The organism is Stappia sp. TSB10P1A (assembly GCF_900185725.1).
Lineage (GTDB): Bacteria > Pseudomonadota > Alphaproteobacteria > Rhizobiales > Stappiaceae > Stappia.
The window spans coordinates 16,036-41,531 of sequence record NZ_FYAU01000029.1; the positions used below are offsets into that span (position 1 = coordinate 16,036).

Sequence of the window (25,496 nt, forward strand, 5' to 3'; positions counted from 1 at the left end):
GTGTCCCGTGTCCTGGGGGCCTGCCGCGCCGCGGTCCTGACGAGAGCGTTAGGTATTTTCGCGTATTGCTCTTGCGGAGGCCGGGGGCGGATGCTGCTCTATCACCATAGCCCGCCGACCGACGGGCCCCCCGACATATGAGATCCGCGATGACCGCCACCGGACAGGATGCGCGCAAGCCCTCCGCGCATCGTCCCCACTCCCAATCCGCCGCACCCGATCCGGCGGCCCTGTTCACCCCCAAGCTCGTCACCGTGTTCCGGGAGGGCTATGGCCTTGCCGCGCTCAGGGCCGATGCGATCGCCGGCCTGACCGTCGCCATCGTCGCGCTGCCGCTGTCCATGGCGATCGCCATCGCCTCCGGCGTCGCCCCGGCGCAGGGGCTCTACACCGCCATCGTCGGCGGCTTCCTGGTCTCGGCGCTGGGCGGCAGCCGCTTCCAGATCGGCGGTCCGGCCGGGGCCTTCATCGTGCTGGTCGCCGCGACGGTGATGCAGCACGGGGTCGAGGGGCTGATCCTCGCGACCTTCCTGTCCGGCCTGATCCTGATCGGCGTCGGCGCGCTGCGGCTCGGCACCTATATCAAGTTCATCCCCTGGCCGGTGACGGTCGGCTTCACCGCCGGCATCGCCGTCATCATCCTCGCCTCGCAGGTGAAGGATCTCTTCGGCCTGACGCTGGACGGGCCGGAACCGGGTCCCTTGCTGGAAAAGCTGCCGGTGCTGTGGCGGGCGCTGCCCGGTTTCGAGCCGGCCGCAGCCTTGCTCGCCGGCGGCACGATCGCGGTCATTCTCGGGCTGAAGCGCTGGCGGCCGCACTGGCCGGGCCTGCTCATCGCCGTCACCCTCGCCTCGCTGGTCACCTGGGCGGCGGGCCTGCCGGTCGACACCATCGGCTCGCGCTTCGGCGGCATTCCGAGCGGATTGCCGGTGCCCGCCCTGCCGGACATCTCCTTCGAGCGGATCGTCGCGGTGCTGCCGGCGGCGGTCTCCTTCGCCCTGCTCGGCGCGATCGAATCGCTGCTCTCCGCCGTGGTCGCCGACGGCATGACCGGCCGCCGTCACCGGTCGAATTGCGAGCTGGTCGGCCAGGGCGTCGCCAATATGGGCTCGGCGCTGTTCGGCGGCTTCTGCGTCACCGGCACCATCGCCCGCACCGCAACCAATGTCCGCGCCGGCGCCATCGGCCCTGTCGCCGGCATGCTGCACGCCCTGTTCCTGCTCGCCTTCATGCTGCTGGCCGCGCCGCTCGCGTCCTACATCCCGCTGGCGAGCCTTGCCGGCCTTTTGGCGGTGGTCGCCTGGAACATGGCCGAGCGCCATGCCATCACCATGCTGCTGCGCACCTCGCGCGGCGAGACGCTGGTTTTCGCCGTCACCTTCCTGCTGACCATCTTCCGCGACCTGACCGAGGCCATCGTCACCGGCTTCGCGCTTGGCTCGGTCCTGTTCATCCACCGCATGTCGCAGATCGCCGGGGTGCGTCGGCTGCCGCTGGTTTCGGAGGACCAGGCGGACACCAGCGCCGACGGCGGCCTGCCCTATGACGGGGCGGCGGCCGACCCGCAGGTGGTCGTCTACCGCATCACCGGCGTGTTCTTCTTCGGCGCGGCCGCGTCGATCGGCTCGGTGCTGGAGCGCATCGCCGACACCCACCGGGCGCTGGTCATCGACTTCTCGGCGGTGCCCTTCCTTGATTCGACCGCGGCCAATACGGTGGCCGGCCTGGTCGACAAGGCGACACGGCGGGGCATCAACGTGGTGCTGTGCGGTCTGGAGAAGGGATTGCGCCGCCCGCTGGTGGCGCAGGGACTGGTGCCGCCGAAGGTGACGTTCGCCGCCGATGTCGAGGCGGCGATGGCGGCCCTGCGGGCCGTGCCTCAGGCGGAGGTGCGGCGGTAGACCCACACCCGCGCGGGCGGCAGGTTCTTGAGGATCCAGCCGCTGCGCTGCACCGAGAAGACGCGCGGCTCCGGCGCCACCGGAGGCACCAGGGCATAGGAGAACTGGATGAACGGGGCGCCGGGCTGCAGCAGATCGAAGGCCTGCATCAACAGCGCCCGGCGCTCTTCCCGGGGGCGCGAGAACAGCGGCATGGACGAGACGATGCTGGCGAGCGTGCCCGGCTCGACATCGGCCAGCGTCTCGCGCAGCCGGTAGGCGTCGCCGCGCACGATCCTCATGTCGGGATAGCGGCGGGCGAGCAGGCGGCAGAAATCCTCGCTGTATTCCAGCGCGATCACCCGGTCCTGGGCGATGCCGCGTTCGAGAATGGCATGGGTGACGACGCCGGTGCCGGGGCCGAGTTCCAGCACCGGGCCGGGGCGCTCGGCCTCCACGAAGCTTGCCATGCGGCGCGACAGATCGGGTCCGGAGGGGCTGACCGCCCCGGTGGTGAGCGGCTTTTCCGCCCAGCTTCGGATGAAGCGCAGCTCGTCGGCGACCTTGGTGGACAGGCCTTTGACCTTGCGCGCGGGCGTGCTGAGCATGCTGAAATCCATCCCTTTCGAAACCCGGAGACGGGCTTGCACCCTGCTCCACCCGCCAAGGTGGTCCCCGGCCGTGGTGAAATCAAGGCAGGAAGCGGTCCTGACCCTGGTTCGTGTCCGCCGCGATCGGCCGCATGAAGACGAAGGCCAGCTTGTTGCCGTCGGGATCGCGCGCATAGCCGCCGAAGAACGCCGGCCCGTATTGCGGGCGCGGGCCCGGCGCGCCTTCGTCGCTGCCGCCATGGGCAAGGGCCGCGGCATGGAGCTGCCGGACCATCGCCTCGCAGGAGGCGCGCAGCGCCAGCATCGCGCCGTTGCCGACCGAGGCCTCCCGGCCGTCGAACGGCGCGCCGACCACCAGCGCGCCGTGCGCCGGATCGTCGAACGAGCCCCAGGCCGCGCCGGTCTCGCCGCTCCAGCAGCGCGGCTCGCCGAGGATCGCCATCAGCGCGTCATAGAAGCGGATCGACCGGGCCAGATCGCTTGTCCCGAGTGTCGCATAGGAGAACATCGTCCCTCCGTTCCGTGCCCCCTCGGATCGCCCCGGTTGCGACCCTCACTTGCCGAGCGTGTCGAGGAAGTCCTTCACCCGCGCGAAGAAGCCATGCGACTCGGGATGGGTCTCGCCGGAGGATTCCTGCTCGAACTCGGCCAGCAGCTCGCGCTGGCGGCGGGTCAGGTTGGTCGGCGTCTCCACCGTCACCTGGATATAGGCATCGCCGAGCTGCTGCGAGCGCATCACCGGCATGCCCTTGCCCTTGAGGCGGAACTGCTTGCCGGTCTGGGTGCCCTCCGGCACCTTGACCCGCATGGTCTCGCCGCCGAGCGTCGGCACCTCGAACTGGCCGCCGAGCGCGGCCGTCGTCATCGACACCGGCACCCGGCAATAGAGGTCCGCCCCGTCGCGCTGGAAGAAGGCGTGCGGGCGGATCGACAGGAAGATGTAGAGATCGCCGGACGGGCCGCCGCGCAGGCCGGCCTCGCCCTCGCCGCCGAGGCGGATGCGGGTGCCGTCCTCAATGCCGGCGGGAATGTTCACCGACAGGGTGCGGTTGACGGTCTTGCGGCCGGCGCCATGGCAGTCGGGGCAGGGGTCGGAGATCACCTGGCCGCGGCCCTGGCAGGCGGTGCAGGTGCGCTCCAGCGTGAAGAAGCCCTGCGAGGCGCGCACCCGGCCCGAGCCGCCGCACACGCGGCAGATGGTCGGGGCGCTGCCGGGCTTGGCGCCGGAGCCGGAACAGGTCTCGCAGGTGATCGAGGTCGGCACCTCGATCTCCACCGTCTTGCCGGCAAAGGCCTCTTCCAGCGAGATCTCCAGATTGTAGCGCAGGTCCGCGCCGCGATCGCGGCCGCCGCGCCGCCCGCCGGACATGCCGAAGAACTCGTCGAAAATGTCGGACATGGCCGAGGCGAAGTCGCCGGGGCCGCCGCGCCCGCCGCCGAAGCCGCCATTCTCGAAGGCGGCATGGCCGAAGCGGTCATAGGCGGCGCGCTTCTGCTCGTCCTTCAGCGTGTCATAGGCTTCGCTGACCTCCTTGAAGCGGTTCTCCGCCTCCGCGTCGCCCGGATTGCGGTCCGGGTGATACTGCATGGCCAGCTTGCGATAGGCGCTCTTCAGCACCGTGCCGTCCGCGTCGCGGGCAACGCCGAGGACTTCGTAATAGTCGCGCTTTTCCATCAGGATGTTCCGTCACGTCGCCCCGCCATGACGGCACGGGGAGCGGCGCCGGGCGGTGGCGCGAGGGGCGCCGCAAGGGGGGGGAGGATCGGCTGCCTCATATCCGGATGTCACTCTCCAGCGTCTGGGTCGCGCCGGCCTGGGCGCCAGCGGGGGAACTCGGCCGCTCCGCGCGGCGGAACGGGGATCGAACACGGACAAGGGCAGCCGGACGAAAGGCCCGCTGCCCTTACCCGCTCCTTGGCGGCCGGAACCATGCCGTTCCGGCAGGCCGGCGGCGCGGCGCATCCCGACACCGGGGGGCCGCGTCGCCGCTCAGTCAGGTCAGGCGGACTTCTTGTCGTCCTCGTCGCGCACTTCCTCGAAGTCCGCGTCGACCACGTCGTCATCCGCCCTGGAGGCGTCGTCGCTGGCAGCGCTCTCGCCGGCGTCCTCGGCCGCCTGGGCCGCCTTGTACATCGCCTCGCCGAGCTTCATCGAGGCTTCGGCCAGCGCCTGGGTCTTGGCCTGGATATCCTCCAGGTTGTCGCCCTCCAGCGCCGACTTCAGATTGGCCATGGCCGTCTCGATGGCACCCTTCTCGTCGGCCGAGACCTTGTCGCCATAGTCCTTCAGCGACTTCTCGGTCGAGTGGACGAGCGCCTCGCCCTGGTTCTTCGCCTCGACGAGCGCCTTGCGCTTCTTGTCCTCGTCGGCATGCGCCTCGGCGTCCTTGACCATCTTCTCGATGTCGGCGTCGCTGAGGCCGCCCGAGGCCTGGATGCGGATCTGCTGCTCCTTGCCGGTGCCCTTGTCGCGCGCCGACACGTTGACGATGCCGTTGGCGTCGATGTCGAAGGTCACCTCGACCTGCGGCACGCCGCGCGGCGCCGGCGGAATGCCGACCAGGTCGAACTGGCCGAGCAGCTTGTTGTCCGCCGCCATCTCGCGCTCGCCCTGGAACACCCGGATCGTCACGGCGGTCTGGTTGTCCTCGGCGGTGGAGAAGGTCTGGCTCTTCTTGGTCGGGATCGTCGTGTTGCGATCGATCAGGCGGGTGAAGACGCCGCCCAGCGTCTCGATGCCGAGCGACAGCGGGGTCACGTCGAGCAGCAGCACGTCCTTGACGTCGCCCTGCAGCACGCCGGCCTGGATCGCCGCGCCCATGGCCACGACCTCGTCCGGGTTGACGCCCTTGTGCGGCTCCTTGCCGAAGAAGGTGGTGACGACCTCCTGGATCTTCGGCATGCGGGTCATGCCGCCGACAAGGACGACCTCGTCGATCTGCCCGGCGACGATGCCGGCATCCTTGAGCGCGGCCTTGCACGGCTCGATCGTGCGCTGGACGAGATCCTCGACAAGGCTCTCGAACTTGGCGCGGGTCAGCTTCATCGTCAGGTGCTTCGGCCCGGAGGCGTCGGCGGTGATGAAGGGCAGGTTGATCTCGGTCTGCGACGAGGAGGACAGCTCGATCTTGGCCTTCTCGGCCGCCTCCTTGAGGCGCTGCAGCGCGAGCTTGTCGTTCTTCAGGTCGATGCCCTGGTCCTTCTTGAACTCCGAGGCGAAGTAGTCGACGAGGCGCATGTCGAAGTCCTCGCCGCCGAGGAACGTGTCGCCGTTGGTCGACTTCACCTCGAAGACGCCGTCGCCGATCTCCAGGATCGACACGTCGAAGGTGCCGCCGCCGAGGTCATAGACCGCGATGGTCTTGCCGTCGTTCTTGTCGAGGCCGTAGGCGAGAGCTGCCGCCGTCGGCTCGTTGATGATGCGCAGCACCTCGAGGCCGGCGATCTTGCCGGCGTCCTTGGTGGCCTGGCGCTGGGCGTCGTTGAAATAGGCCGGAACGGTGATCACCGCCTGCTCGACCTTCTCGCCGAGATAGCTTTCGGCGGTTTCCTTCATCTTCTGCAGGATGAAGGCGGACACCTGCGAGGGAGAATACTTCTCGCCGCTCGCCTCGACCCAGGCATCGCCATTGTCGGCGCGCACGATGTCGTAGGGGACGAGCTTCTTGTCCTTCTCGACGGTCGGGTCCTCGTAGCGGCGGCCGATCAGGCGCTTCACCGCGAACAGGGTGCCGGTCGGGTTCGTCACCGCCTGGCGCTTGGCCGGCTGGCCGACGAGCCGCTCGCCGTCGTCGTTGAAGGCGACCATGGACGGGGTCGTCCGCGCGCCTTCGGAATTCTCGATCACCTTGGGATTTTTGCCGTCCATGACGGCGATGCACGAATTGGTCGTGCCGAGGTCGATACCGATGACCTTTGCCATATTGCCCTCTCTTTCCAGCAAGCCGGTCGGACCCGTTGCGGCATCGGACCGGCCCCTCTTTTCGGTTCATGGTGACGGGCCGGCTACGGGGCGGGCCCGCATGTCGGAACACGTCGGCAGAACGTGACCGCTATATATGTTGGGCGCTTGCGCATCGCAAGGCTGGCGCGCCGGGCGGGCCGCGCGCGCCGCGCACCCGGCGGCTGGCAAAGCCGCCGGGCTGCGATATAAGGCTGTGGAGCCGGGCCGGCGCGCCCGGACGGGACAGCGACAGCCAACGAGCAGCGAGCAGCGACAGATGAGCAGCGACACCGGAAACCTGGAACCGGACGATCTGGAAACCCGCGTCGCGGCGGGCGATCCCTTCGTGCTGTTCGGCGAATGGCTGGACCTGGCGAGCGCCAAGGAGCCGAACGATCCCAACGCCATGGCGCTGGCCACCACTGGTGCCGACGGCCTGCCGGACGTGCGCATGGTCCTGCTCAAGGGCTTCGACGAGAACGGCTTCGTCTTCTACACCAACACCCAGTCGCAAAAGGGCGGCGAACTGGCCGAGAACATGCAGGCCGCCGGCGTGCTGCACTGGAAGTCGCTGCGCCGCCAGGTCCGCTTTCGCGGTCCGGCCGAGTTCGTGACAACCGAGGAGGCCGACGCCTATTTCGCCTCGCGGCCGCGCGACAGCCGCATCGGCGCCTGGGCGAGCCAGCAGTCGCGGCCGCTGGAAAGCCGCTTCGCGCTGGAAAAGGCGGTGGCGAGATACGCCGCGCGCTTTGCCATCGGCGAGGTGCCGCGCCCGGACCACTGGACCGGCTACCGCATCCGCCCCCTCTATATCGAGTTCTGGATGGACCGGCCGTTCCGCCTGCACGACCGCCACATCTTCCGCCGCGAGCGGCCCGAGGGCGGCTGGGTGACCGAGCGCTTCTATCCCTGAGCCGCGTCCTGCGCGCCGGCCGCGGCCGGTGGCACGGCGAGCACGTCGACCGTCGCGATCCGCAGCACTTCCATCGCCACCGATCCGACCACCAGCCCGGCAAGGCCGGTTCGGCCGCGCGTGCCCACCACCACGAGGTCGGCGCCGATCGCCCGCGCCCGGCTGCAGATGTCATGCGCCGGCAGCGTCTCGATATGGCGGACGACCTCGCCGGTCGGGGCAAGGCCGGTGTCCCTGACGAAGGTGGACAGTTCGCCCGCCGCGTTGCGGCCGACCTCGGCAAGATGCGCCCGCAGCTTCGGCGTCGAGATCGAGGACCGCAGCATCAGCCGGACTTCCGGCGCGTCGAACAGATACAGCACGGAAAGCTGCGCCCCCTGGCACAGGTCGAGGCCGGCGAGCCGCCGCGCCGCCTCCGCCGAACAGTCCGACAGGTCGGTGGCGAACAGGGCATGGGCATAGGCGGCGGCGGGAACGCCGTTCGCCATCAGCACCGGAACCGGGCTCGCGCGGATGATTCGCTCGGCCGTGGTGCCGAGGAACGTGTCCATCAGCGGCCGCCGGCGATGCGGGCCGACGACGATCAGCCCCGCCTCCGCCTCCCGGGCCGCCGCGATCACCCCCTCGAAGGGGGCGCCGGTGACGACCCTTGCCTCGCAGTCGAGCCCGTCGACCTCGCGGAAGGTGCGCGCCTGCTCGGCCAGCAGCGCCGTCGCCGCCGCCGTCTCGGCGGCGATCTTGCGCTCGGCCTGGTCGTCGTCGACGGTATGGACGAGGACGAGCCGGGCGCCGCTGCGCCGGGCGAGCAGCGCCGCGCGCCGCAGCGCCCGGTCGGAACGGGTGGAAAAATCCGTCGCGGCGAGGATCGTGGTCATCGGTGCAGGGCTCCCCTTCGATCTTTCCGGCCAACTTTGCGGCGATCTTTCCGGATCGGACGCAGGTCCGTCACGTCACCGGCCTACGCCTATATCGTCGCAGCGGGTCGGGAAAGCGATCCGGAAAACCACTTGACCAACCCCGTTTGGCCGAAATGCGAGGCGGGAACGCAGGGATCGGCCGTTTTCCGAGGCCCCGTCCAAGGACCGATTCCCTCCCCGCCGCAAAGCGACTAGGCTCCGCCTCATGAACAAGGACGACCAGACGGTCGGGGTGCGCCTGCGCCTCGTCTTCGAGCCCGACGGACGGGAGAGGGAACCCCGCCGATGACTTTTGCCTTTCTTCGATCCGGGCTGCGGCCGTCGGCCCTGCTGCTCGCCGTCACGCTGGCGCTGGGCGCCGGCCCGGACGCGGCGAGGGCGGACAACGTGCTGGTCTTTGCCGCCGCCAGCCTGAAGACCGCGATGGACGAGATCGCCCCGGCTTTCGAGGCGGCGACCGGCGACAGGCTGGTCGTGTCGCTGGCCGGCTCCTCCGCCCTGGCGCGCCAGATCCAGGCCGGTGCCCCGGCGGACCTCTTCATCTCCTCCAACTCCGACTGGATGGACACGGTCGAGGCCGATGGTCTCGTCCAGGCGGGAACCCGTGTCGACCTGCTCGGCAACGCCATCGTGCTGATCGCCCATGGCCGGGACGCCTCTCCCCTCGAGATCTCCCCCGCTCTCGACCTTGCCGCCTTGCTCGGCGACGGCCGGCTGGCGATGGCGCTGGTCGACGCGGTGCCGGCCGGCATCTACGGCAAGGCGGCGCTGGAGAGCCTCGGCCTGTGGCAGGCCGCCGCGCCGAAGGTGGCGCAGGCCGACAATGTGCGGGCCGCGCTGGCGCTGGTCGCCGCCGGCGAGGCGCCCTACGGCATCGTCTATGCGACAGACGCGGCCGCCGAGGACAATGTGACGGTCGTCGCCACCTTTCCCGCCGACAGCCATCCGCCGATCGTCTATCCTGCCGCGGTGATGGCGCAGAGCGGCAAGCCCGCTGCCGTCGCGGCGCTGGCCTATCTGCGCGGAGGCGAAGCCCGGGCCGCCTTCGAAAAACAGGGCTTCGTCGTTCTGGACGAGTGACGCGCTGGCAACGGGTGAACGGATCGGGGGCGGGGCCGCAGACGCATGGAGTATCTCAGTCCGCAGGAATGGAGCGCCGTCGCGCTGTCCCTGCGCGTCTCCTTCTGGGCAACGCTGGTCAGCCTGCCGCTCGGCATTCTCGTCGCCATGCTGCTTGCCCGCGGCAATTTTCCCGGCAAGCAGGTGCTCAACGGCCTCGTCCACCTGCCCCTGATCCTGCCGCCGGTGGTCACCGGCTATCTGCTGCTCGCCACCTTCGGCCGCCGCGCGCCGGTCGGCAGCTTTCTTGCCGACACGTTCGGCCTGGTCTTCGCCTTCCGCTGGACCGGGGCGGCGCTGGCCGCCGGCGTCATGGCCTTTCCGCTGATGGTGCGGGCGATCCGCCTCGCCATCGAGGCGGTCGATCCGAAGCTGGAGCAGGCGGCCGGCACGCTCGGCGCCTCGCGGGCGATGGTGTTCCTCACCATCACCCTGCCGCTGATCCTGCCGGGCATCATCGCCGGCTCGGTGCTCGCCTTCGCCAAGGCGATGGGCGAATTCGGCGCCACCATCACCTTCGTCTCCAACATTCCCGGCGAGACCCAGACCCTGCCGTCGGCGATCTATGCCTTCATGCAGGTGCCCGGCGGCGAGGCCTCCGCCGCCCGGCTGGTCATGGTCTCGATCACCGTGGCGATGGCCGCGCTGCTGCTGTCGGAATGGGTGAGCCGGCTTGTCGCCCGCAGGATCCGCGGCGCATGAGCCTGTCCGTCGCCCTCCGCCACGCCTTTTCCGGCTTCGCGCTCGACCTCGCCTTCGAGGCGCCGCCCGGCGTCACCGCCCTGTTCGGCCGCTCCGGCTCGGGCAAGACCACGGTGGTCAATGCGCTGGCCGGGCTGATCGCGGTCGATGCCGGCCATGCCAGGGTCGGCGGCGAGACGCTGTTCGATACTCGCCAAGGCGTGTTCCTGGCCCCGCATCGCCGCCGCATCGGCTATGTCTTCCAGGAGGCGCGGCTGTTTCCGCATCTCACCGTGCGCCAGAATCTCGGCTATGGCCGCTGGTTCGCCCGCCGTCACGGGGCGGAGGTCGCCGATATGGGCGCCGTCGTCGAGATGCTCGGCATCGGCGCGCTGCTCGCCCGCCGTCCGGGCACCCTGTCGGGCGGCGAGCGCCAGCGCGTCGCCATCGGCCGGGCGCTGCTCAGCGGCCCGCGCTTACTTCTGATGGACGAGCCGCTCGCCTCGCTCGACGAGGCGCGCAAGACCGAGATCCTGCCCTATCTGGAACGCCTCAGCCGCGAGACCAGGGTGCCGATCCTCTATGTCAGCCATTCGGTCGCCGAGGTCGCCCGCCTTGCCACCACGGTGGTGGCGCTCAGTGAGGGGCGGGTGGTGCGCGCCGGCACGCCGGCCGAGGTGCTGAGCGACCCGCAGGCCGTGCCGACCCTTGGCATCCGCGATGCCGGCGCGGTGATCGCCGCCACCGTCGCGGCGCATCATCCCGACGGGCTGAGCGAGCTGGCGACCTCCGGCGGCCGCCTGCTGCTGCCGCATATCGCCGCCGCGCCGGGCGCGCTGGTGCGCGTGCGCATCCATGCCCATGACGTGATGCTGTCGCTGGCGCCGCAGGAGGGCATTTCGGCGCTGAACCAGCTTCCCGTCGAGATCCTCTCGCTGCGCCGCGGCGAGGGGCCGGGCGTCGTCGTGCAACTGCGCTGCGGCAGCGACCGGCTGCTCGCCCGCATCACCCGCCGCTCCGCCGAGGCGCTCGGCCTTGCGCCCGGCCTTGCCTGCCACGCCATCCTCAAATCCGTCGCGGTGGCGCAGGAGGACGTGTGGATCGAGGGCCGCGAGGAGCGGTAGGGGAGGCCGCGCGCCTACCCGCGCAGCTTCACTTCCTCGATCAGCCGGGCGACCGTCTCCTGCAGCAGGCCGGCGGTGCGCTCGTTGGTGAGATGGCCATGGGCGTCGAAGGCGGAAGCGGCGTTCGGCACGGTCGCCATGTTGGGAATGACCAGCGCGCCGAGGCCGATCTCCAGGATGGTGCGCAGGCCGATCAGGCCGCGGATGCCGCCGAGCGCGCCGATCGAGGCGGCGCCGAGCGCGAAGACCCGGTTGCGGAAGGCGGCGGCCGGCGGCTCGCCCTTGTCCGACAGGCGCGAGACCCAGTCGAGCGTGTTCTTCAGCAGGGGCGTCACGGCGGTGTTGTATTCCGGCGAGGCGATGAACACGCCATTGTGCTGCTGGAACACCGCCTTCAGCTTGCGGGCATTCTCCGGCACACCGGTGTCCGCCTCCAGGTCGCCGTCATAGATCGGCAGGGGATAGTCGGCGAGCGAGATCTGCGTCACTTTGGCGTCGGCCATGGCGGCGGTTTTGGCGGCCAGCGCGGCGAGCTTGGTGTTGTAGGATCCGGCGCGAATCGAACCGGAGAGGACGAGGATGCGAATGTCGGTCATCGAGATCCCTTGTCATCGGATGGCTGTGGACGGGACGGGTACGGACGAGATGGCGCGGACGGCCTTGCATATATGTCGCAGGAGATCCCTGGCCAGTGTCAGCTCTGCGGAGGGGATCGCCGGTCCTCTCCCTGCGCCGACGGGTCGGGCCGCGCGCCGATGACGATGGCGATCACCCGCGCCCAGTTCGACGCCACCTGCGCCGCCCTGCCGGCCGCGACCCATGTGGTGCAATGGGGCGGGGCCTCGGTGTGGAAGGTCGGCGGCAAGATCTTCGCGATCTGCTCCTCCTGGGGCGAGGGCGCGAATGAGGCCATCGCCTTCAAGTGCTCGGACCTCTCCTACCGCATCCTCACCGACCTGCCCGGCGTGGTGCCGGCGCCCTATCTTGCCCGCGCCTCCTGGGTGCAGGTCCGCGCCGGCGCGCCGCTGGCGGCCGAGGACATCCGCGCCCATCTCGCCGAAGCGCACAGGCTGGTGGCGGCAAAGCTGACGCGGGCGAAACGGGCCGAGCTCGGGCTATAGGTATAAACTCGTAATTCCGCCGGGAAACGCTCCTTGCGCCCGCCCGCCGCTGCGGCAGTTTCCCCGGATTTGACGGGGGCCGGCGGGGCTTTTCGTTGACATCACGCAGGTGCTGCTTGAAATACAGGCGCCGATCCTGTTGACATGTTTGACGCTTCCGTGCGGTCTTGCGCGACAACCGGAGCGTGACATGGGGTCGTTCCGAGTTTCCGTGGGAGGAAAGAATGAAGTTCAGGACACTCGCCGCCATCGCCGCAGCCGCCGTGATTGGCATGGGCACCGCCACCGCTCAGGACAAGACCGGCTGGCCGAACGAACTGACGATCGGCACCGCAAGCCAGGGCGGGACTTACTTCGTTTATGGCAACGGCTTTGCCAGCTATATTTCCGAGGCGCTCGGCCTCAACGCCACCGGCGAAGTGACCGGCGGCCCGGTGCAGAACGTGACGCTGGTCGAGACCGGCGATCACCTGATGGGCCTCGTCACCATGGGCCCGGCCTATGACGCCTGGATCGGCCAGTCCGAACTGGCGCCGGGGCTCGAGCACAAGTCGATCCGCGCGCTGTTCCCGATGTACCAGACGCCGTTCCAGGTGATCGCGCTGAAGTCCTCGGGCATCAAGTCGGTCTCCGACCTCGCCGGCAAGCGCGTCGGCGTCGGCCCGGCCGGCGGCACGCCCGGCACCTACTGGCCGCGCTTCATGGAAGCGGTCGGCGTCACCGCCAACATTTCCAATGCCGGCGCGTCGGATGCGGCGAGCCAGCTCAAGGACGGCCTGATCGACGCCTTCGCCTTCGCGGCCGGCGTGCCGATCTCGGCCTTCAGCCAGCTCGCCGCCGAGAACGACGTGGTGATGTTCGGCCTGACCGAGGACGAGAAGGCCAAGGTGCTCGCCGCCTATCCGGCAATGGCGCCGCTGACGATCGCCTCCGGCACCTATGCCGGCCACGACTACGACCAGGAAACCGTCGCGCTGTGGAACTTCGCGATCGCCCATCAGGACATGCCGGAGAGCCTCGCCTACGAGATCACCAAGCTGGCGATGGAAAACCCGCAGCGCATGGTGCAGATCCATGCCGCGGCCAGCGAGACGCTGCTGGAGAACTGGGACAAGAACACCTTCATGCCGTTCCATCCCGGCGCCGTGCGCTATCTCGAGGAGAAGGGCATCACCGTTCCCGACGAGCTGAAGTGAACCGGGACTAGCTCGAAAATCGCGGCGCGGGTCCCGGCGGGCCCGCGCCGCATGCATATCGGGTGCAGGGGGGGAGGAGCCACCATGTCATCGAACTCGTCCATCGGCGCGGCGTCCGCGGACAGCGCCATGATCGCCAGCGGCGTCGACGCGGAAATCGTCACGGGCAACCAGCGCGTGCCGACCGGCATTGCCGGCAAGGTGATCATCGCTCTTTGCATCCTCTTCACCTCCTTCCATGTCGGGGTGATGAACCTCTATCCGCTCGAGACCTGGACCTATCGGCTGATCCATGTCGGCGGCGGCCTGGCGCTCGGCTTCCTGCTGTTTTCCTCGATGCTCTTCGCCGACGATGCCGTGCCCGGCAGGCGGGGTCTGTCGCGCGGCCTCTATCTGGCGCTGCTGGCGCCGGGCGCGCTCGCCGTCGCGGCCGCCTTCGTCCAGGCGGTCGGCTTCTTCGTCACCGGCGAGGGGGTCGGCCAGGCCGCTGCCAAGACGGCGCTGGTCGCCAGCTTCGGCTGGCCGCTGGTTGGCGGCACCCTCTGGCTGATCGCCATGAGCTGGGCCCTGCCGGATCGCGAGCGCGGCACGCTCGATCTCGCCGACGTCTTCCTCGCCCTCGCGGCGGTGACGGTGGCGATGTACATCATCTTCCACGCGCCGTTCCTGCGGCTGCGCGCCGGCACCGCGCTCGCCAAGGACGCGGACATGTTCGCCGCGATCGCCGGCGTGATCCTGATTCTGGAGATGACCCGCCGGCTCGCCGGCCTGGCGCTGGTGATCATCGCGGCGCTGTTCGTTCTCTACAGCTTCGTCGGGCCCTACCTGCCCGGCATTCTCAACCATCGCGGCTATTCGCTGTCGCGCTTCTTCACCTATATCTACACCGACCAGGGCATTCTCGGCCCGACGACGGCGATCTCCTCGACCTATATCATCCTGTTCGTCACCTTCGCCGCCTTCCTGCAGGCCTCGCGCGTCGGCGAGTATTTCGTCAACTTCGCCTTCGCCGCCGCCGGCGGCGCGCGCGGCGGCCCGGCCAAGGTCGCGGTGTTCGGCTCCGGCCTGATGGGCATGATCAACGGCACCTCGGCCGGCAATGTCGTGTCCACCGGCTCGCTGACCATCCCCTTGATGAAGAAGGTCGGCTACAAGCCGCAGACGGCGGCCGCCGTCGAGGCCGCCGCCTCCTCGGGCGGGCAGATCCTGCCGCCGATCATGGGCGCCGGCGCCTTCATCATGGCCGAGATCACCGGCATCGCCTATGCCGACATCGTCGTCGCCGCGATCATCCCGGCGGTGCTCTACTTCGTCTCGGTCTATTTCATGGTCGACCTGGCCGCGCAGAAGTTCGGCATGAAGGGCCTGCCGCGCGAGGAGCTGCCGCAATTCGCCAAGCTGCTGCGCCAGGCCTATCTCTTCGTGCCGATCTTCATTCTGATCGGCGCGCTGTTCTCCGGCTATTCGGTGATCCGCGCCGGCACGCTGGCGATGGCCGCCGCCGCCGTGGTGAGCTGGCTGACCCCGCATCGGATGGGTGTGAAGGAGGTGCTGTTCGCGCTGCAGATCGCCGCCAAGATGTCGCTGCAGCTCGTCGCCGTCTGTGCCGCCGCCGGCATCATCGTCGGCGTCATCGCGCTGACCGGCATCGGCACGCGCTTTTCCTCGCTGCTGCTCGGCCTTGCCGACCAGAACCAGGTGATCGCCCTGTTCTTCGCCATGATCGTGTCGATCGTCCTCGGCATGGGCATGCCGACGACGGCGGCCTATGCGGTGGCCGCCTCGGTGATCGCGCCGGGGCTGATCCAGATGGGCATCCCGCCGCTCACCGCGCATTTCTTCATCTTCTACTTCGCGGTGATGTCGGCGATCACCCCGCCGGTGGCGCTGGCCGCCTATGCGGGAGCGGCGATCGCCCAGTCCGATCCGATGCGAACCAGCGTCGAGAGCTTCAAGATCGGCCTTGCCGCCTTCGTCGTGCCCTTCATGTTCTTCACCTCGCCGGCGATGCTGATGCAGGGGCACTGGTTCGACATCCTGCATGTCTTCATCTCCGCCGCCTTCGGCATCTTCCTGCTGTCGTCGGCGGTGCAGGCCTGGTTCTTCGGCCGGCTCAACGTCGTCTTCCGCATCGTTCTCGGCGCGGCGGCGCTGGCGATGATCGCCGGCGGCTGGATCACCGACGCCATCGGCCTTGCCGCGGCGATCGGCGTATGGGCTGCTCAGAAGAAGCTGGTGACGCCGAAGACCATGGCCCGCGGCCTGGATTGAGCGCAGCGCGCAGGTGCTGCCCGGCTCACCCCGGCAGCACCTGCGAGTGCTTGACCGTGCCGAAGGCGAAGCTCGATTCCAGCGAGGCGATGCAGGGGATCTTGTGGATCCGCCGGCGCATGAAGCTCTCGTAGTCGGCGAGCGAGGCGACCACCACCTTGAGCAGATAGTCGCGGTCGCCGGCGAGCAGATAGCAATCCATGATCTCCTCGATGCCGGCCACCGCCTGCTCGAAGGTCGTCACCGTTTCCTGGGTGTGCGGCGTCAGCTTCACCTGCAGGAACACGGTGACGGGAAGCCCGTAGGCCTGCGGGTCGACCACCGCCGCATAGCCGGAAATGATGCCGGCCTTTTCCAGGTTGCGCACCCGCCGCAGGCAGGGCGAGGGCGACAGGCCCACCCTTTCCGAAAGCTGCTGATTGGTCAGGCGCCCGTCCTGCTGCAACTCGCGCAGGATGCGGCGGTCGATATCGTCCATCTTCAGGCCTCATTGTTGGCAGAACCTGCCAATCTGAACAGATCGAGGGGCAAACTACGCCAGAAATCACCTCTCGCGAAACCCTAGACTGCGGTCAGCAGGTCGGGAGAGGAACGGGGCGAGAGTGCCCGCGCTCTCGCCGCCCGCACCCGGTAGAGGAGCCTTCGCCATGACCCGCAGCAACCGTCCGCTCGGCTTTGCCACCCGCGCCATCCATCACGGCTACGACCCGCTCGCCAACGAGGGCGCGCTGACGCCGCCGGTGCACCTGACCTCGACCTTCGCCTTCGAGACCGCGGAAGCCGGCGGCGAGATGTTCGCCGGCGAGCGTGCGGGCCATGTCTACAGCCGTCTCTCCAACCCGACGCTGAGCCTGCTGGAAGAGCGGATGGCGGTGCTGGAAGGCGGCGAGGCGGCCATCGCCTTCGCCTCCGGCATGGGCGCGATCACCGCGGTGATGTGGACCTTTCTCGCGCCGGGCGACGAGATCCTCGTCGACAGGACGCTCTATGGCTGCACCTTCGCCTTCTTCCGCCACGGGCTGGCGAAGTTCGGCATCACCGTCACCCATGTCGACATGCGCGATCCCAAGAACGTTGAGGCTGCGATCTCGCCGCGCACCCGCATCGTCTATTTCGAGACGCCGGCCAATCCGAACATGCGCCTCGTCGACATCGCCGCCGTCTCGGGAATCGCCCGCGCGGCCGGCGCCCGCACCGTGGTCGACAACACCTATGCGACGCCGGTGCTGACCCGGCCGCTGGAACTGGGCGCCGACATCGTCGTCCATTCGGCCACCAAATATCTCGGCGGCCATGGCGACCTGATCGCCGGCATCGCGGCCGGCTCGGCCGAGGACATGCGTGAGGTGCGCCTCGTCGGGCTGAAGGACATGACCGGCGCGGTGATGGCGCCGCTCACCGCGCATCTGATCATGCGCGGGCTGAAGACGCTGGAACTGCGGATGGAGCGCCACTGCGCCAGCGCGCAGGCCGCCGCCCGCCTGCTGGAGGACCACCCGGCGGTTGCGACCGTCCACTATCCGGGCCTGCCGAGCTTTGCCCAGCATGGGCTGGCCGTGCGGCAGATGCCGGGCTTCGGCGGCATGATCGCTTTCGAGCTGGTCGGCGGCATGCAGGCCGGCATCGAATTCCTCAACGCGCTGGCGCTTACCCGCCGCGCCGTCAGCCTCGGCGATGCCGAAACGCTGGTCCAGCACCCGGCCAGCATGACCCATTCGACCTACACGCCGGAGGAGCGGCAGGAGCACGACATTTCCGACGGGCTGATCCGCCTGTCGGTCGGGCTGGAGACGCCGGAAGACATTCTCGCCGACCTTGCCCAGGCGCTCGACAAGGTCTGGCGCGTCGCCGCCTGAGCGGGCGGACCCGAGGCGCAAGGATCCGGTGGGGCGGGTAATTTTGTATCGACCTCGGCCCGCCAGGGATCGATTTCGGAAAGATTTTGGCGCAAAAAAGAAAAAAGCGAACAAAATTCGCCGAATGCCGCCCTTATGGTTGGCGTCCCTGCGGCACGACGCGCGCGAAGGCAAAGGCAGTGATGGACAGCACCCGCAAGGCCGAATTGAAGGCCATCGAGAAGAAACTCCTGTGGCTCGCCTGCTGGACGATCCACAACGCCAACCACCTGCGGGAAAAGGGCGACGGCATGAAGGTCGGCGGCCATCAGGCCTCCTGCGCCTCGATGGTGTCGATCATGACGGCGCTTTATTTCGACTGCCTGCGCCCGCAGGACCGGGTGGCGGTGAAGCCGCATGCCTCGCCGGTCTTCCATGCCATGCAGTATCTCGCCGGCAAGCAGACGCGCGAGAAGCTGGAGGCCTTCCGCGCCTATGGCGGCGCCCAGTCCTATCCCAGCCGCACCAAGGACATCGACGACGTCGACTTCTCCACCGGCTCGGTCGGCCTCGGCGTCGCGATCACCGCGTTTTCCTCGATGATCCAGGACTATCTCGCCGCCAAGCCCTGGGCCGCCAAGCGCCCCGAGGGGCGGATGATCGCCCTGGTCGGCGATGCCGAACTCGACGAGGGCAATATCTACGAAGCGCTGCAGGAGGGCTGGAAGCACGACCTGCGCAACACCTGGTGGATCATCGACTACAACCGCCAGAGCCTCGACGGCGTCGTCCGCGAGGGCTTGGCCGGGCGGATCGAGGCGATCTTCGGCGCCTTCGGCTGGGACGTGGTGCGGCTCAAATACGGCGCGCTGCAAAAGGCCGCCTTCGCCGAGCCGGGGGGCGAGGCCCTGCGCGCCTGGATCGACGGCTGCCCCAACGCGCTCTATTCGGCGCTCGCCTTCCAGGGGGGAGCGGCCTGGCGCCGGCGCCTGCTCGACGACATCGGCGACCAGGGCGATGCAACGGCCCTGATCGAGCGGCGCAGCGATGCCGAGCTGCAGGAGCTGATGACCAATCTCGGCGGCCATTGCCTCGAGACCTTGAGCGAGACCTTCGCCGAACAGGCGCGCCACGACCGCCCGACCGCCTTCGTCGCCTATACGATCAAGGGCTGGAACACCCCGCTCGCCGGCCACAAGGACAATCATGCCGGCCTGATGACGCCGGGCCAGATGGACGAGTTCCGCGCCGCCATGCAGGTGCGCGAGGGGCACGAATGGGATCTCGCCGAGGGCCTCGACATCGACGCGGCGGCGTTGCGCCAGGCGGTGCTGTCGACGCCGTTCTTCGCCGCCGGCCGCCGCCGCCATCATGCCGAGCCGGTGGCGACCACCGGGCCGGTCGCGCTCGACGACAAGGTGCTGTCGACCCAGGCCGGCTTCGGCAAGATCCTCGACCAGATCGCCCGCTCGGATTCGAAGCTCGCCGAGCGCATCGTCACCACCTCGCCGGACGTCACCGTTTCCACCAATCTCGGCCCCTGGGTGAACCGGCGCGGCCTGTTCGCCCGCGACGCGCTGGCCGACACGTTCCGCGACGAGCGGATCCCGTCCGCGCAGAAATGGGCGTTCTCGCCGGACGGCCAGCATATCGAGCTCGGCATTGCCGAGATGAACCTGTTCCTGCTGCTGGGCGCGGCCGGCCTGTCGCATTCGCTGTTCGGCGAGCGGCTGATCCCGGTCGGCACGCTCTACGATCCGTTCATCTCGCGCGGTCTCGATGCGCTGAACTATGCCTGCTACCAGGATGCCCGCTTCCTGCTGGTGGCGACGCCCTCGGGCGTGACGCTGGCGCCGGAGGGCGGCGCGCACCAGTCGGTCGCCACCCCGCTGATCGGCATGAGCCAGGACGGGCTGGCCTCGTTCGAGCCGGCCTGGCTGGACGAGCTGTCGCTGATCATGGACTGGAGCTTCGACTATCTGCAGCGCGACGGCGAGGCGGTACATGACGAGCGCACCTGGCTGCGCGACGAGACCGGCGGCTCGGTCTATCTGCGCCTGTCGACAAGGGCGCTGGAGCAGCCGATGCAGCGCCGGGACGAGCGCTTCCGCCGCGGCGTCATCGACGGCGCCTACTGGCTGCGCGAGCCGGGGCCGAATTGCGAGGTGGTGATCGCCTATCAGGGCGCGGTGGCGCCGGAGGCGATCGAGGCGGCCGGCCGCATCGGCGGCGACCGCCGCGACATCGGCGTGCTGGCGGTGACCTCCGCCGACCGGCTCAACGCCGGCTGGCATGCGGCGATGCGCATGCGCAAGCGCGGCCATCGCGGCGCCATGAGCCATATCGAGCGGCTGCTGTCGCCGCTGCCGGCCCATTGCACGATGATCACGGTGATCGACGGCCATCCGGCGACGCTCGCCTGGCTCGGCTCGGTCTGCGGCCACCGCACGGCGGCGCTGGGCGTCGAGCATTTCGGCCAGACCGGCACCGTTGCCGACCTCTACCACCACTTCGGCATCGACGCGGATGCGATCGTCGCTGCGGCCTCCGAACTGGCGCCGGGGCGCCCGGTGCGGCTGGTCAATCCGCTCTGAAGGCGCGCGCGCGATCCGCGCCGATTTTCCTGTTGCCTGCACGGCGCCTGTCGCGGGCGGGGGATTTGCATTCCCCGCCCGCCTGCTTACATAGGCAGACCGGAGGGGGCGGACCGGAGGGGTGCCGCGCGTTGCGTGCCCCGCGCCCCGAACGACCTGGCAGGAGACGACAGCGCATGCAGGCACAGCACGATCCCACGGGCTGGCACGGCACCACCATCCTCAGCGTCCGCAAGGGCGGCAAGGTGGTGATCGCCGGCGACGGGCAGGTCTCCCTCGGCCAGACCGTGATCAAGCACACGGCGCGCAAGGTGCGCCCGCTCGCCAAGGGCGAGGTGATCGCCGGCTTCGCCGGGGCCACCGCCGACGCCTTCACCCTGTTCGAGCGGCTGGAGGCGAAGCTGGAGCAGTATCCGGGCCAGTTGATGCGCGCCTGTGTCGAGCTCGCCAAGGACTGGCGCACCGACCGCTACCTGCGCCGCCTCGAGGCGATGATGCTGGTGGCCGACAAGTCGGTGTCGCTGGTGCTGACCGGGACCGGCGACGTGCTGGAGCCGGAGGGCGGCGTCATGGGCATCGGTTCGGGCGGCAACTATGCGCTGGCCGCCGCCCGCGCGCTCGCGGATTCGGAGCTCGACGCCGAGACCATCGCCCGCCGGGCGATGGCGATCGCCGCCGAGATCTGCGTCTACACCAACGGCAACCTCACCATCGAGACGCTGGATGCCGATTGACCCGCAGCGCATCGGCTTCCGGCCGCTCACAACGGCCGACCTGCCGCTGCTGGCGCAGTGGCTGGAGACCCCGCACTGGCGCCGGTGGTGGGGCGAGCCGGAGACCGAGCTGGCGCAGATCCGCGACATGGTCGAGGGGCGGGACACGACCGAGCCTTACCTCTTCACGCTGGACGGCCGAGAGGCGGGCTATATCCAGCTCTGGCGCGTGGCCGACAATCGGACGCCGGACCTCGTCGCCGACCATCCCTGGCTGGCCGAACTGCCGGCCGAGGCGGTCGGCGTCGACCTGTCCATCGGCCGCGAGGAGGATCTGTCGCGCGGCATCGGCACGGCGGCGCTGGCCGCCTTCGTCGCGCAGCTTCGTGCAAGGGGCCACCAGCGGATCGTCATCGATCCGGACGCGGACAACGGCCGCGCCTGCCGCGCCTATGAGAAGGCGGGGTTTCGCCCGCTTGCGCATCTTGCCGGCCGCACCGGCGGAGCGCTGATCATGGAACACGTCGAAAGCACCCAGGAGATCCGTCCGTGACCGCCCGGTCCGGCCTTCGACTGAGCTTCATCGAGAGAAAGACACGGCTATGACCACTTTGTCCCCCCGCGAGATCGTCTCCGAGCTGGACCGCTACATCGTCGGCCAGAAGGACGCCAAGCGCGCCGTCGCCATCGCCCTGCGCAACCGCTGGCGCCGGCAGCAGCTCGACGACAGCCTCCGCGAGGAGGTGATGCCGAAGAACATCCTGATGATCGGCCCGACCGGCGTCGGCAAGACGGAGATCTCCCGCCGGCTCGCCAAGCTGGCGAACGCCCCCTTCGTCAAGGTCGAGGCGACCAAGTTCACGGAAGTCGGCTATGTCGGCCGCGACGTGGAACAGATCGTCCGCGACCTGGTCGAGGCCGGCATCGCCCTGGTGCGCGCCGCCAAGCGCAAGGCGGTCGAGGCCAAGGCACATCTGCAGGCCGAGGAGCGGGTGCTGGAGGCGCTGGTCGGCAAGGGCGCGAGCCCGGCGACCAGGGACAGTTTCCGCAAGAAGCTGCGCTCCGGCGAGCTCGACGACAAGGAGATCGAGATCCAGGTGCGGGCCGCTCCGCAGATGCCGAGCTTCGAGATGCCCGGCATGCCCGGCGCCAGCGTCGGCGTGATGAACCTGTCCGACATGCTCGGCAAGGCCTTCGGCGGCCACACCAAGCCGCGCCGGGTCTCCGTGCGCGACAGCTACCAGATCCTGATCGAGCAGGAGGCCGATGCGCTGCTCGACGAGGACAAGGTGGTGGAGGAGGCAGTCCATCTGGTGGAGAATGCCGGCATCGTCTTCCTGGATGAGATCGACAAGATCTGCGCCCGCGGCGAGCGCATGGGCGGCGACGTCTCGCGCGAGGGCGTGCAGCGCGACCTGCTGCCCCTGATCGAGGGCACGGTGGTCGCCACCAAGCACGGGCCGGTCAAGACCGACCACATCCTGTTCATCGCCTCCGGCGCCTTCCATGTCGCCAAGCCGTCCGATCTTCTGCCGGAGCTGCAGGGCCGCCTGCCGATCCGCGTCGAGCTGAAGGCGCTGACCAGGGATGATTTCCGCGCCATCCTGACCGACACGGAAGTGAGCCTGATCAAGCAATATGTCGCCCTGCTGGCAACCGAGGAGGTGGAGCTGACCTTCACGGACGACGCCATCGACGAGATCGCCTCGATCGCCGTCGACCTCAACGCCACGATCGAGAATATCGGCGCCCGGCGGCTGCAGACGGTGATGGAGCGGATCCTCGACGAAGTGTCCTTCGTCGCGCCCGACATGGCTGATCGCCAGGTGACGATCGACGCCGCCTATGTGCGCGAGAACATCGGCGAGCTTGCCAAGAATGTCGATCTGTCGAGGTTCATCCTGTGATCCCCGGCAAGATGTCTCCCGCGACCGCATGGCGCTTGCCGCGCCCCGGCGGCAATGGCAGCATGCGCCCATGGTAGCGATCCGCAAGAGTTTCGAGGAAGGCCACAGGCGCAAGTTTCTCGTCGTCGTCGACGACACGGCGGAATGCGACCGGGCCATCGTCTATGCCGCCAAGCGTGCCGAACGCACCGGCGGTGTCGCCACGTTGCTCTATGTGATCGCGCCGGGCGACTTCCAGCACTGGATCGGCGTCGAGGACATCATGCGCGCCGAAGCCCGCGAGGAGGCCGATGCCTGCCTTGCCCGGGCGGCGGACCGGGTGCGGGCGGTGGCGCGCACCACGCCGGAACTGGTGGTGCGCGAGGGCAACCGCTCCGACGAGATCCTGCAACTGATCGAGGAGGATGCCGACATCGCCATCCTGGTGCTGGCGGCCGGCAGCGGCTCGGAAGGGCCGGGCCCGCTCGTCACCGCGATCGCGGGCAAGGGGGCCGGCAGCTTCCCGATCCCGGTCACCATCGTGCCCGGCACGCTCGACGACGAATCGATCGCCGCGCTCGCCTGAGCCCGACAAAAGCACAGACTGGAACCATTCCAATCTGGAAACCTGCGCCCCGGCGCTGTATATTAGGGTCAAGACCGGTGGCCGCGCGCCAAAGGGCCGCGCCCGCGAGGGCAAGCCAGGGCCTGCCAGGACAAGGAAGACCGACATGTTCATTCAGACCGAGGCGACGCCGAATCCGGCGACCCTCAAGTTCCTCCCCGGCCGGATCGTGGTGTCGGAAGGCACCATGGACTTCCGCAAGAGCGAAGACGCCGGCACCTCGCCGCTGGCGCAGAAGCTGTTCCAGGTGGACGGCGTCGAAGGCATCTTCTTCGGCCATGACTTCATCTCGGTGACCAAGGGCGATGTCGACTGGCAGCATATCAAGCCGGCGATCCTCGGCGCGATCATGGAGCATTTCCTGTCCGGCGCCCCGGTGATGGCCAGCGAGATGGCCGAGGAAAGCGAGGACGAGTTCTTCGAGGCCGGCGACGAGGAGACCGTCGACACGATCAAGGAACTGATCGAGACCCGCGTGCGCCCGGCGGTGGCGCAGGATGGCGGCGACATCACCTTCCGCGGCTTCCGCGACGGGATCGTCTACCTGTCGATGCGCGGCGCCTGCTCGGGCTGCCCGTCCTCCACCGCGACGCTGAAGCACGGCATCCAGAACCTGCTGCGGCACTTCGTCCCGGAAGTCGAGGAAGTGCGCGCCATCTGATCCGGCATGCCGGCAGACGACGGGCGGCCCGGCCAGGAAACGGCCGGGCCGCCCTCGCTTTTGGGCGCGTCTGCCGGGAGCCGTCCCGCCCGTCGCCGCCACCGCGTCCGGGTGGGCGGGCGCTATTAGCAATTGGTCTTGTCGACTTCTCCCACCGCGACCGGTTTAGTCATCTCATGCGCCTGCTCGCCATCGATACCGCGCTCGACGCCTGCTCTGTTGCCGTCCATGACGGCGGCGGCGGCATGGCGCGCCTGACCTCGGCCTGCGAGGTGCTGGGGCGCGGCCATGCGGAACGGCTGATGGGCATGATCGCCGACGTGATGGTGGAGGCGAGCCTGCCCTTTGCCGCGCTCGACCGGATCGCGGTGACGGTCGGACCGGGCTCCTTCACCGGGCTCAGGGTCGGCCTGTCGGCGGCGCGCGGCATCGCCCTGGTGGTCGGTGCGCCGGCGGTCGGCATCGGCACCCTGGCGGCGCTTGCCGCCGGGATCGCGGCGGACGAGCCGGTCCGCGCCGTGCTGGCGGCCAAGGGCGGCGAGATCTACGCGCAGGGCTTTGCCGCCGACGGGACGCCGCTCGAGGCGCCGCGGGCGGTCGATGCCGCGGCCTATGGCGCGGCTCTGCCCTCGGGGGCAGCTCTTTACGGGAGCGGCGCGGCGAAGCTGGTCGCGGCGAGCGGACGCGAGGATCTCAGGATCCTCGGCGAGGCCGCCTGGCCGGACATTGCCGCCGTTGCCCGCCTCGGCGCTGTCGCCGAGATCGGCAGCCATCCGCCCGAGCCGCTCTACCTGCGTCCGCCCGACGCGGCGCCGGCGCGGCGTGATCTGCGGTTGCTGGCATGAGCCCCTGGTGGTTCCTGCCCGAGCCGCCGGTGGTGGAGGAGGCGAGCCCGGCGGACTATGCGGTGCTGGCCGAGATCCACGAGCGCTCCTTCCCCAGCGGCTGGAGCGAGGACGATTTGGCCGCGCTCGCCCGCCAGCCCGGCGTCACCATCCTGCAGGCCCGCCGCTCCAGCCTGTTCGGCAGCCGCTCGATCCTCGGTTTCGTCATCCTGCGGGTCGCTGCCGATGAGGCGGAGGTGCTGACCATCGCCGTCGATCCGCGCCAGCGCCAGCGCGGCGTCGGCGGCCTGCTGATGCGCAGCGCCCTGTCGCGGCTTTACGCCGATCGGGTGGCCTCGCTGTTCCTCGAGGTCGATGCCGCCAACGCGCCGGCGCTGGCGCTTTACCGCCGTCTCGGCTTCCGCAAGGTTGGCGAGCGGCGCGGCTACTACCGCGACAGCGCGGGCGATGGCGGTGCGCTTGTCATGCGGGTCGATCTGGCGTAATCGGCTTGGCGGTGGTGCGACGGCCCGCAAGCCGGCCGGCGTACCGGTCGATGGGCGCGAGCCGGGGGCGCGAGCC

Annotated in this window: 24 protein-coding genes; 17 read left to right on the forward strand and 7 right to left on the reverse strand. The window is 69.2% G+C overall.

Features of this window, described 5'->3' with window-relative positions; all coding sequences use genetic code 11:
* Window positions 1-149 precede the first annotated feature (149 nt).
* Complete coding sequence (locus tag TSB10P1A_RS13930; RefSeq protein ID WP_186388547.1) at window positions 150-1,901, forward strand: SulP family inorganic anion transporter; 1,752 nt, start codon at window positions 150-152, stop codon at window positions 1,899-1,901.
* On the opposite strand, the gene TSB10P1A_RS13935 is transcribed toward TSB10P1A_RS13930, so the two are convergent.
* From TSB10P1A_RS13935 to dnaK, 4 genes are all read right to left on the reverse strand, one after another.
* Window positions 1,880-2,488: a class I SAM-dependent methyltransferase gene (locus TSB10P1A_RS13935; protein ID WP_186388548.1), complete on the reverse strand. Its 609-nt coding sequence runs from the start codon at window positions 2,486-2,488 to the stop codon at window positions 1,880-1,882. The two genes, TSB10P1A_RS13930 and TSB10P1A_RS13935, sit on opposite strands and share 22 nt — an antisense overlap.
* An 82-nt stretch (window positions 2,489-2,570) precedes the next feature.
* The gene (locus TSB10P1A_RS13940) at window positions 2,571-2,999 is read right to left on the reverse strand and encodes a VOC family protein (protein WP_186388549.1); all 429 of its coding nucleotides are present in this window, start codon (window positions 2,997-2,999) and stop codon (window positions 2,571-2,573) included.
* Between the two features lie 45 nt (window positions 3,000-3,044).
* Complete coding sequence (gene dnaJ / locus TSB10P1A_RS13945) at window positions 3,045-4,166, reverse strand: molecular chaperone DnaJ (RefSeq protein WP_186388550.1); 1,122 nt, start codon at window positions 4,164-4,166, stop codon at window positions 3,045-3,047.
* A gap of 324 nt (window positions 4,167-4,490) precedes the next feature.
* Window positions 4,491-6,413, reverse strand: a complete 1,923-nt coding sequence (gene dnaK, locus TSB10P1A_RS13950) for a molecular chaperone DnaK (protein ID WP_186388551.1) — start codon at window positions 6,411-6,413, stop codon at window positions 4,491-4,493.
* Window positions 6,414-6,711: 298 nt separating this feature from the next.
* Here dnaK and pdxH point away from each other — a divergent pair, with 298 nt between their 5' ends.
* Window positions 6,712-7,347 carry a pyridoxamine 5'-phosphate oxidase gene (gene pdxH, locus TSB10P1A_RS13955; RefSeq protein ID WP_186388552.1) on the forward strand — a complete coding sequence of 212 codons (636 nt, stop codon included), beginning with the start codon at window positions 6,712-6,714 and terminating at the stop codon, window positions 7,345-7,347.
* On the opposite strand, the gene TSB10P1A_RS13960 is transcribed toward pdxH, so the two are convergent.
* On the reverse strand, window positions 7,338-8,222 hold the full coding sequence (locus TSB10P1A_RS13960) for a universal stress protein (RefSeq protein ID WP_186388553.1): 885 nt from the start codon (window positions 8,220-8,222) through the stop codon (window positions 7,338-7,340). The genes pdxH and TSB10P1A_RS13960 overlap by 10 nt on opposite strands.
* A gap of 327 nt (window positions 8,223-8,549) precedes the next feature.
* Here TSB10P1A_RS13960 and modA point away from each other — a divergent pair, with 327 nt between their 5' ends.
* From modA to modC, 3 genes are read left to right on the forward strand one after another with little or no spacing between them, the layout of a single operon-like run.
* A complete protein-coding gene (modA, locus tag TSB10P1A_RS13965) occupies window positions 8,550-9,344 on the forward strand; it encodes a molybdate ABC transporter substrate-binding protein (protein ID WP_186388554.1) in 795 nt (264 codons plus the stop codon).
* Window positions 9,345-9,389: 45 nt separating this feature from the next.
* A complete protein-coding gene (gene modB / locus TSB10P1A_RS13970; protein ID WP_186388555.1) occupies window positions 9,390-10,085 on the forward strand; it encodes a molybdate ABC transporter permease subunit in 696 nt (231 codons plus the stop codon).
* Window positions 10,082-11,188, forward strand: coding sequence for a molybdenum ABC transporter ATP-binding protein (gene modC / locus TSB10P1A_RS13975; protein ID WP_186388556.1), 1,107 nt, complete (start codon window positions 10,082-10,084; stop codon window positions 11,186-11,188). The genes modB and modC overlap by 4 nt, the downstream gene beginning before the upstream one ends.
* A 14-nt stretch (window positions 11,189-11,202) precedes the next feature.
* Here modC and TSB10P1A_RS13980 read toward each other — a convergent pair whose 3' ends face one another.
* Complete coding sequence (locus TSB10P1A_RS13980) at window positions 11,203-11,784, reverse strand: NADPH-dependent FMN reductase (RefSeq protein WP_186388557.1); 582 nt, start codon at window positions 11,782-11,784, stop codon at window positions 11,203-11,205.
* A gap of 159 nt (window positions 11,785-11,943) precedes the next feature.
* Here TSB10P1A_RS13980 and TSB10P1A_RS13985 point away from each other — a divergent pair, with 159 nt between their 5' ends.
* From TSB10P1A_RS13985 to TSB10P1A_RS13995, 3 genes are all read left to right on the forward strand, one after another.
* Window positions 11,944-12,309, forward strand: coding sequence for an MmcQ/YjbR family DNA-binding protein (locus TSB10P1A_RS13985; RefSeq protein ID WP_371515098.1), 366 nt, complete (start codon window positions 11,944-11,946; stop codon window positions 12,307-12,309).
* A 224-nt stretch (window positions 12,310-12,533) separates the two neighbouring features.
* Complete coding sequence (locus tag TSB10P1A_RS13990; RefSeq protein WP_186388558.1) at window positions 12,534-13,505, forward strand: TAXI family TRAP transporter solute-binding subunit; 972 nt, start codon at window positions 12,534-12,536, stop codon at window positions 13,503-13,505.
* A gap of 84 nt (window positions 13,506-13,589) precedes the next feature.
* A complete protein-coding gene (locus TSB10P1A_RS13995; protein ID WP_186388559.1) occupies window positions 13,590-15,776 on the forward strand; it encodes a TRAP transporter fused permease subunit in 2,187 nt (728 codons plus the stop codon).
* A 25-nt stretch (window positions 15,777-15,801) separates the two neighbouring features.
* On the opposite strand, the gene TSB10P1A_RS14000 is transcribed toward TSB10P1A_RS13995, so the two are convergent.
* A complete protein-coding gene (locus TSB10P1A_RS14000) occupies window positions 15,802-16,254 on the reverse strand; it encodes an Lrp/AsnC family transcriptional regulator (protein WP_186388560.1) in 453 nt (150 codons plus the stop codon).
* 169 nt (window positions 16,255-16,423) lie between these two features.
* On the opposite strand from TSB10P1A_RS14000, the gene TSB10P1A_RS14005 reads away from it, so the two are divergent.
* The 9 genes from TSB10P1A_RS14005 (at window position 16,424) to rimI (ending at window position 25,420) form a co-directional block, all read left to right on the forward strand.
* Complete coding sequence (locus TSB10P1A_RS14005; protein ID WP_186388561.1) at window positions 16,424-17,632, forward strand: methionine gamma-lyase; 1,209 nt, start codon at window positions 16,424-16,426, stop codon at window positions 17,630-17,632.
* Between the two features lie 182 nt (window positions 17,633-17,814).
* Entirely contained in the window at window positions 17,815-20,205 is a 2,391-nt protein-coding gene (locus tag TSB10P1A_RS14010; protein ID WP_186388946.1) for a 1-deoxy-D-xylulose-5-phosphate synthase N-terminal domain-containing protein, read from the forward strand.
* A gap of 176 nt (window positions 20,206-20,381) precedes the next feature.
* Window positions 20,382-20,939 carry an ATP-dependent protease subunit HslV gene (hslV, locus tag TSB10P1A_RS14015; RefSeq protein ID WP_158194572.1) on the forward strand — a complete coding sequence of 186 codons (558 nt, stop codon included), beginning with the start codon at window positions 20,382-20,384 and terminating at the stop codon, window positions 20,937-20,939.
* Window positions 20,929-21,471: a GNAT family N-acetyltransferase gene (locus TSB10P1A_RS14020; protein ID WP_186388562.1), complete on the forward strand. Its 543-nt coding sequence runs from the start codon at window positions 20,929-20,931 to the stop codon at window positions 21,469-21,471. Before hslV ends, TSB10P1A_RS14020 begins: the two co-directional genes overlap by 11 nt.
* 49 nt (window positions 21,472-21,520) lie before the next feature.
* Window positions 21,521-22,825 (forward strand): ATP-dependent protease ATPase subunit HslU, encoded by a 1,305-nt coding sequence (hslU, locus tag TSB10P1A_RS14025; protein ID WP_186388563.1) that lies wholly within the window; start codon window positions 21,521-21,523, stop codon window positions 22,823-22,825.
* A gap of 70 nt (window positions 22,826-22,895) precedes the next feature.
* Window positions 22,896-23,390: a universal stress protein gene (locus TSB10P1A_RS14030; RefSeq protein WP_186388564.1), complete on the forward strand. Its 495-nt coding sequence runs from the start codon at window positions 22,896-22,898 to the stop codon at window positions 23,388-23,390.
* A gap of 145 nt (window positions 23,391-23,535) precedes the next feature.
* Window positions 23,536-24,090, forward strand: a complete 555-nt coding sequence (locus TSB10P1A_RS14035; RefSeq protein ID WP_186388565.1) for a NifU family protein — start codon at window positions 23,536-23,538, stop codon at window positions 24,088-24,090.
* Window positions 24,091-24,266: 176 nt separating this feature from the next.
* Entirely contained in the window at window positions 24,267-24,935 is a 669-nt protein-coding gene (tsaB, locus tag TSB10P1A_RS14040; RefSeq protein WP_186388566.1) for a tRNA (adenosine(37)-N6)-threonylcarbamoyltransferase complex dimerization subunit type 1 TsaB, read from the forward strand.
* Complete coding sequence (gene rimI / locus TSB10P1A_RS14045; protein WP_186388567.1) at window positions 24,932-25,420, forward strand: ribosomal protein S18-alanine N-acetyltransferase; 489 nt, start codon at window positions 24,932-24,934, stop codon at window positions 25,418-25,420. The genes tsaB and rimI overlap by 4 nt, the downstream gene beginning before the upstream one ends.
* The last annotated feature ends 76 nt before the right edge of the window (window positions 25,421-25,496 follow it).

Excerpts from the sequence above, each read along its gene's own strand:
- TSB10P1A_RS13930 (WP_186388547.1), top strand. The coding sequence starts at position 150 with ATGACCGCCACCGGACAGGATGCGCGCAAGCCCTCCGCGCATCGTCCC.
- TSB10P1A_RS13935 (WP_186388548.1), bottom strand. The coding sequence starts at position 2,488 with ATGCTCAGCACGCCCGCGCGCAAGGTCAAAGGCCTGTCCACCAAGGTC.
- TSB10P1A_RS13940 (WP_186388549.1), bottom strand. The coding sequence starts at position 2,999 with ATGTTCTCCTATGCGACACTCGGGACAAGCGATCTGGCCCGGTCGATC.
- dnaJ (WP_186388550.1), bottom strand. The coding sequence starts at position 4,166 with ATGGAAAAGCGCGACTATTACGAAGTCCTCGGCGTTGCCCGCGACGCG.
- dnaK (WP_186388551.1), bottom strand. The coding sequence starts at position 6,413 with ATGGCAAAGGTCATCGGTATCGACCTCGGCACGACCAATTCGTGCATC.
- pdxH (WP_186388552.1), top strand. The coding sequence starts at position 6,712 with ATGAGCAGCGACACCGGAAACCTGGAACCGGACGATCTGGAAACCCGC.
- TSB10P1A_RS13960 (WP_186388553.1), bottom strand. The coding sequence starts at position 8,222 with ATGACCACGATCCTCGCCGCGACGGATTTTTCCACCCGTTCCGACCGG.
- modA (WP_186388554.1), top strand. The coding sequence starts at position 8,550 with ATGACTTTTGCCTTTCTTCGATCCGGGCTGCGGCCGTCGGCCCTGCTG.
- modB (WP_186388555.1), top strand. The coding sequence starts at position 9,390 with ATGGAGTATCTCAGTCCGCAGGAATGGAGCGCCGTCGCGCTGTCCCTG.
- modC (WP_186388556.1), top strand. The coding sequence starts at position 10,082 with ATGAGCCTGTCCGTCGCCCTCCGCCACGCCTTTTCCGGCTTCGCGCTC.
- TSB10P1A_RS13980 (WP_186388557.1), bottom strand. The coding sequence starts at position 11,784 with ATGACCGACATTCGCATCCTCGTCCTCTCCGGTTCGATTCGCGCCGGA.
- TSB10P1A_RS13985 (WP_371515098.1), top strand. The coding sequence starts at position 11,944 with ATGACGATGGCGATCACCCGCGCCCAGTTCGACGCCACCTGCGCCGCC.
- TSB10P1A_RS13990 (WP_186388558.1), top strand. The coding sequence starts at position 12,534 with ATGAAGTTCAGGACACTCGCCGCCATCGCCGCAGCCGCCGTGATTGGC.
- TSB10P1A_RS13995 (WP_186388559.1), top strand. The coding sequence starts at position 13,590 with ATGTCATCGAACTCGTCCATCGGCGCGGCGTCCGCGGACAGCGCCATG.
- TSB10P1A_RS14000 (WP_186388560.1), bottom strand. The coding sequence starts at position 16,254 with ATGGACGATATCGACCGCCGCATCCTGCGCGAGTTGCAGCAGGACGGG.
- TSB10P1A_RS14005 (WP_186388561.1), top strand. The coding sequence starts at position 16,424 with ATGACCCGCAGCAACCGTCCGCTCGGCTTTGCCACCCGCGCCATCCAT.
- TSB10P1A_RS14010 (WP_186388946.1), top strand. The coding sequence starts at position 17,815 with ATGGACAGCACCCGCAAGGCCGAATTGAAGGCCATCGAGAAGAAACTC.
- hslV (WP_158194572.1), top strand. The coding sequence starts at position 20,382 with ATGCAGGCACAGCACGATCCCACGGGCTGGCACGGCACCACCATCCTC.
- TSB10P1A_RS14020 (WP_186388562.1), top strand. The coding sequence starts at position 20,929 with ATGCCGATTGACCCGCAGCGCATCGGCTTCCGGCCGCTCACAACGGCC.
- hslU (WP_186388563.1), top strand. The coding sequence starts at position 21,521 with ATGACCACTTTGTCCCCCCGCGAGATCGTCTCCGAGCTGGACCGCTAC.
- TSB10P1A_RS14030 (WP_186388564.1), top strand. The coding sequence starts at position 22,896 with ATGGTAGCGATCCGCAAGAGTTTCGAGGAAGGCCACAGGCGCAAGTTT.
- TSB10P1A_RS14035 (WP_186388565.1), top strand. The coding sequence starts at position 23,536 with ATGTTCATTCAGACCGAGGCGACGCCGAATCCGGCGACCCTCAAGTTC.
- tsaB (WP_186388566.1), top strand. The coding sequence starts at position 24,267 with ATGCGCCTGCTCGCCATCGATACCGCGCTCGACGCCTGCTCTGTTGCC.
- rimI (WP_186388567.1), top strand. The coding sequence starts at position 24,932 with ATGAGCCCCTGGTGGTTCCTGCCCGAGCCGCCGGTGGTGGAGGAGGCG.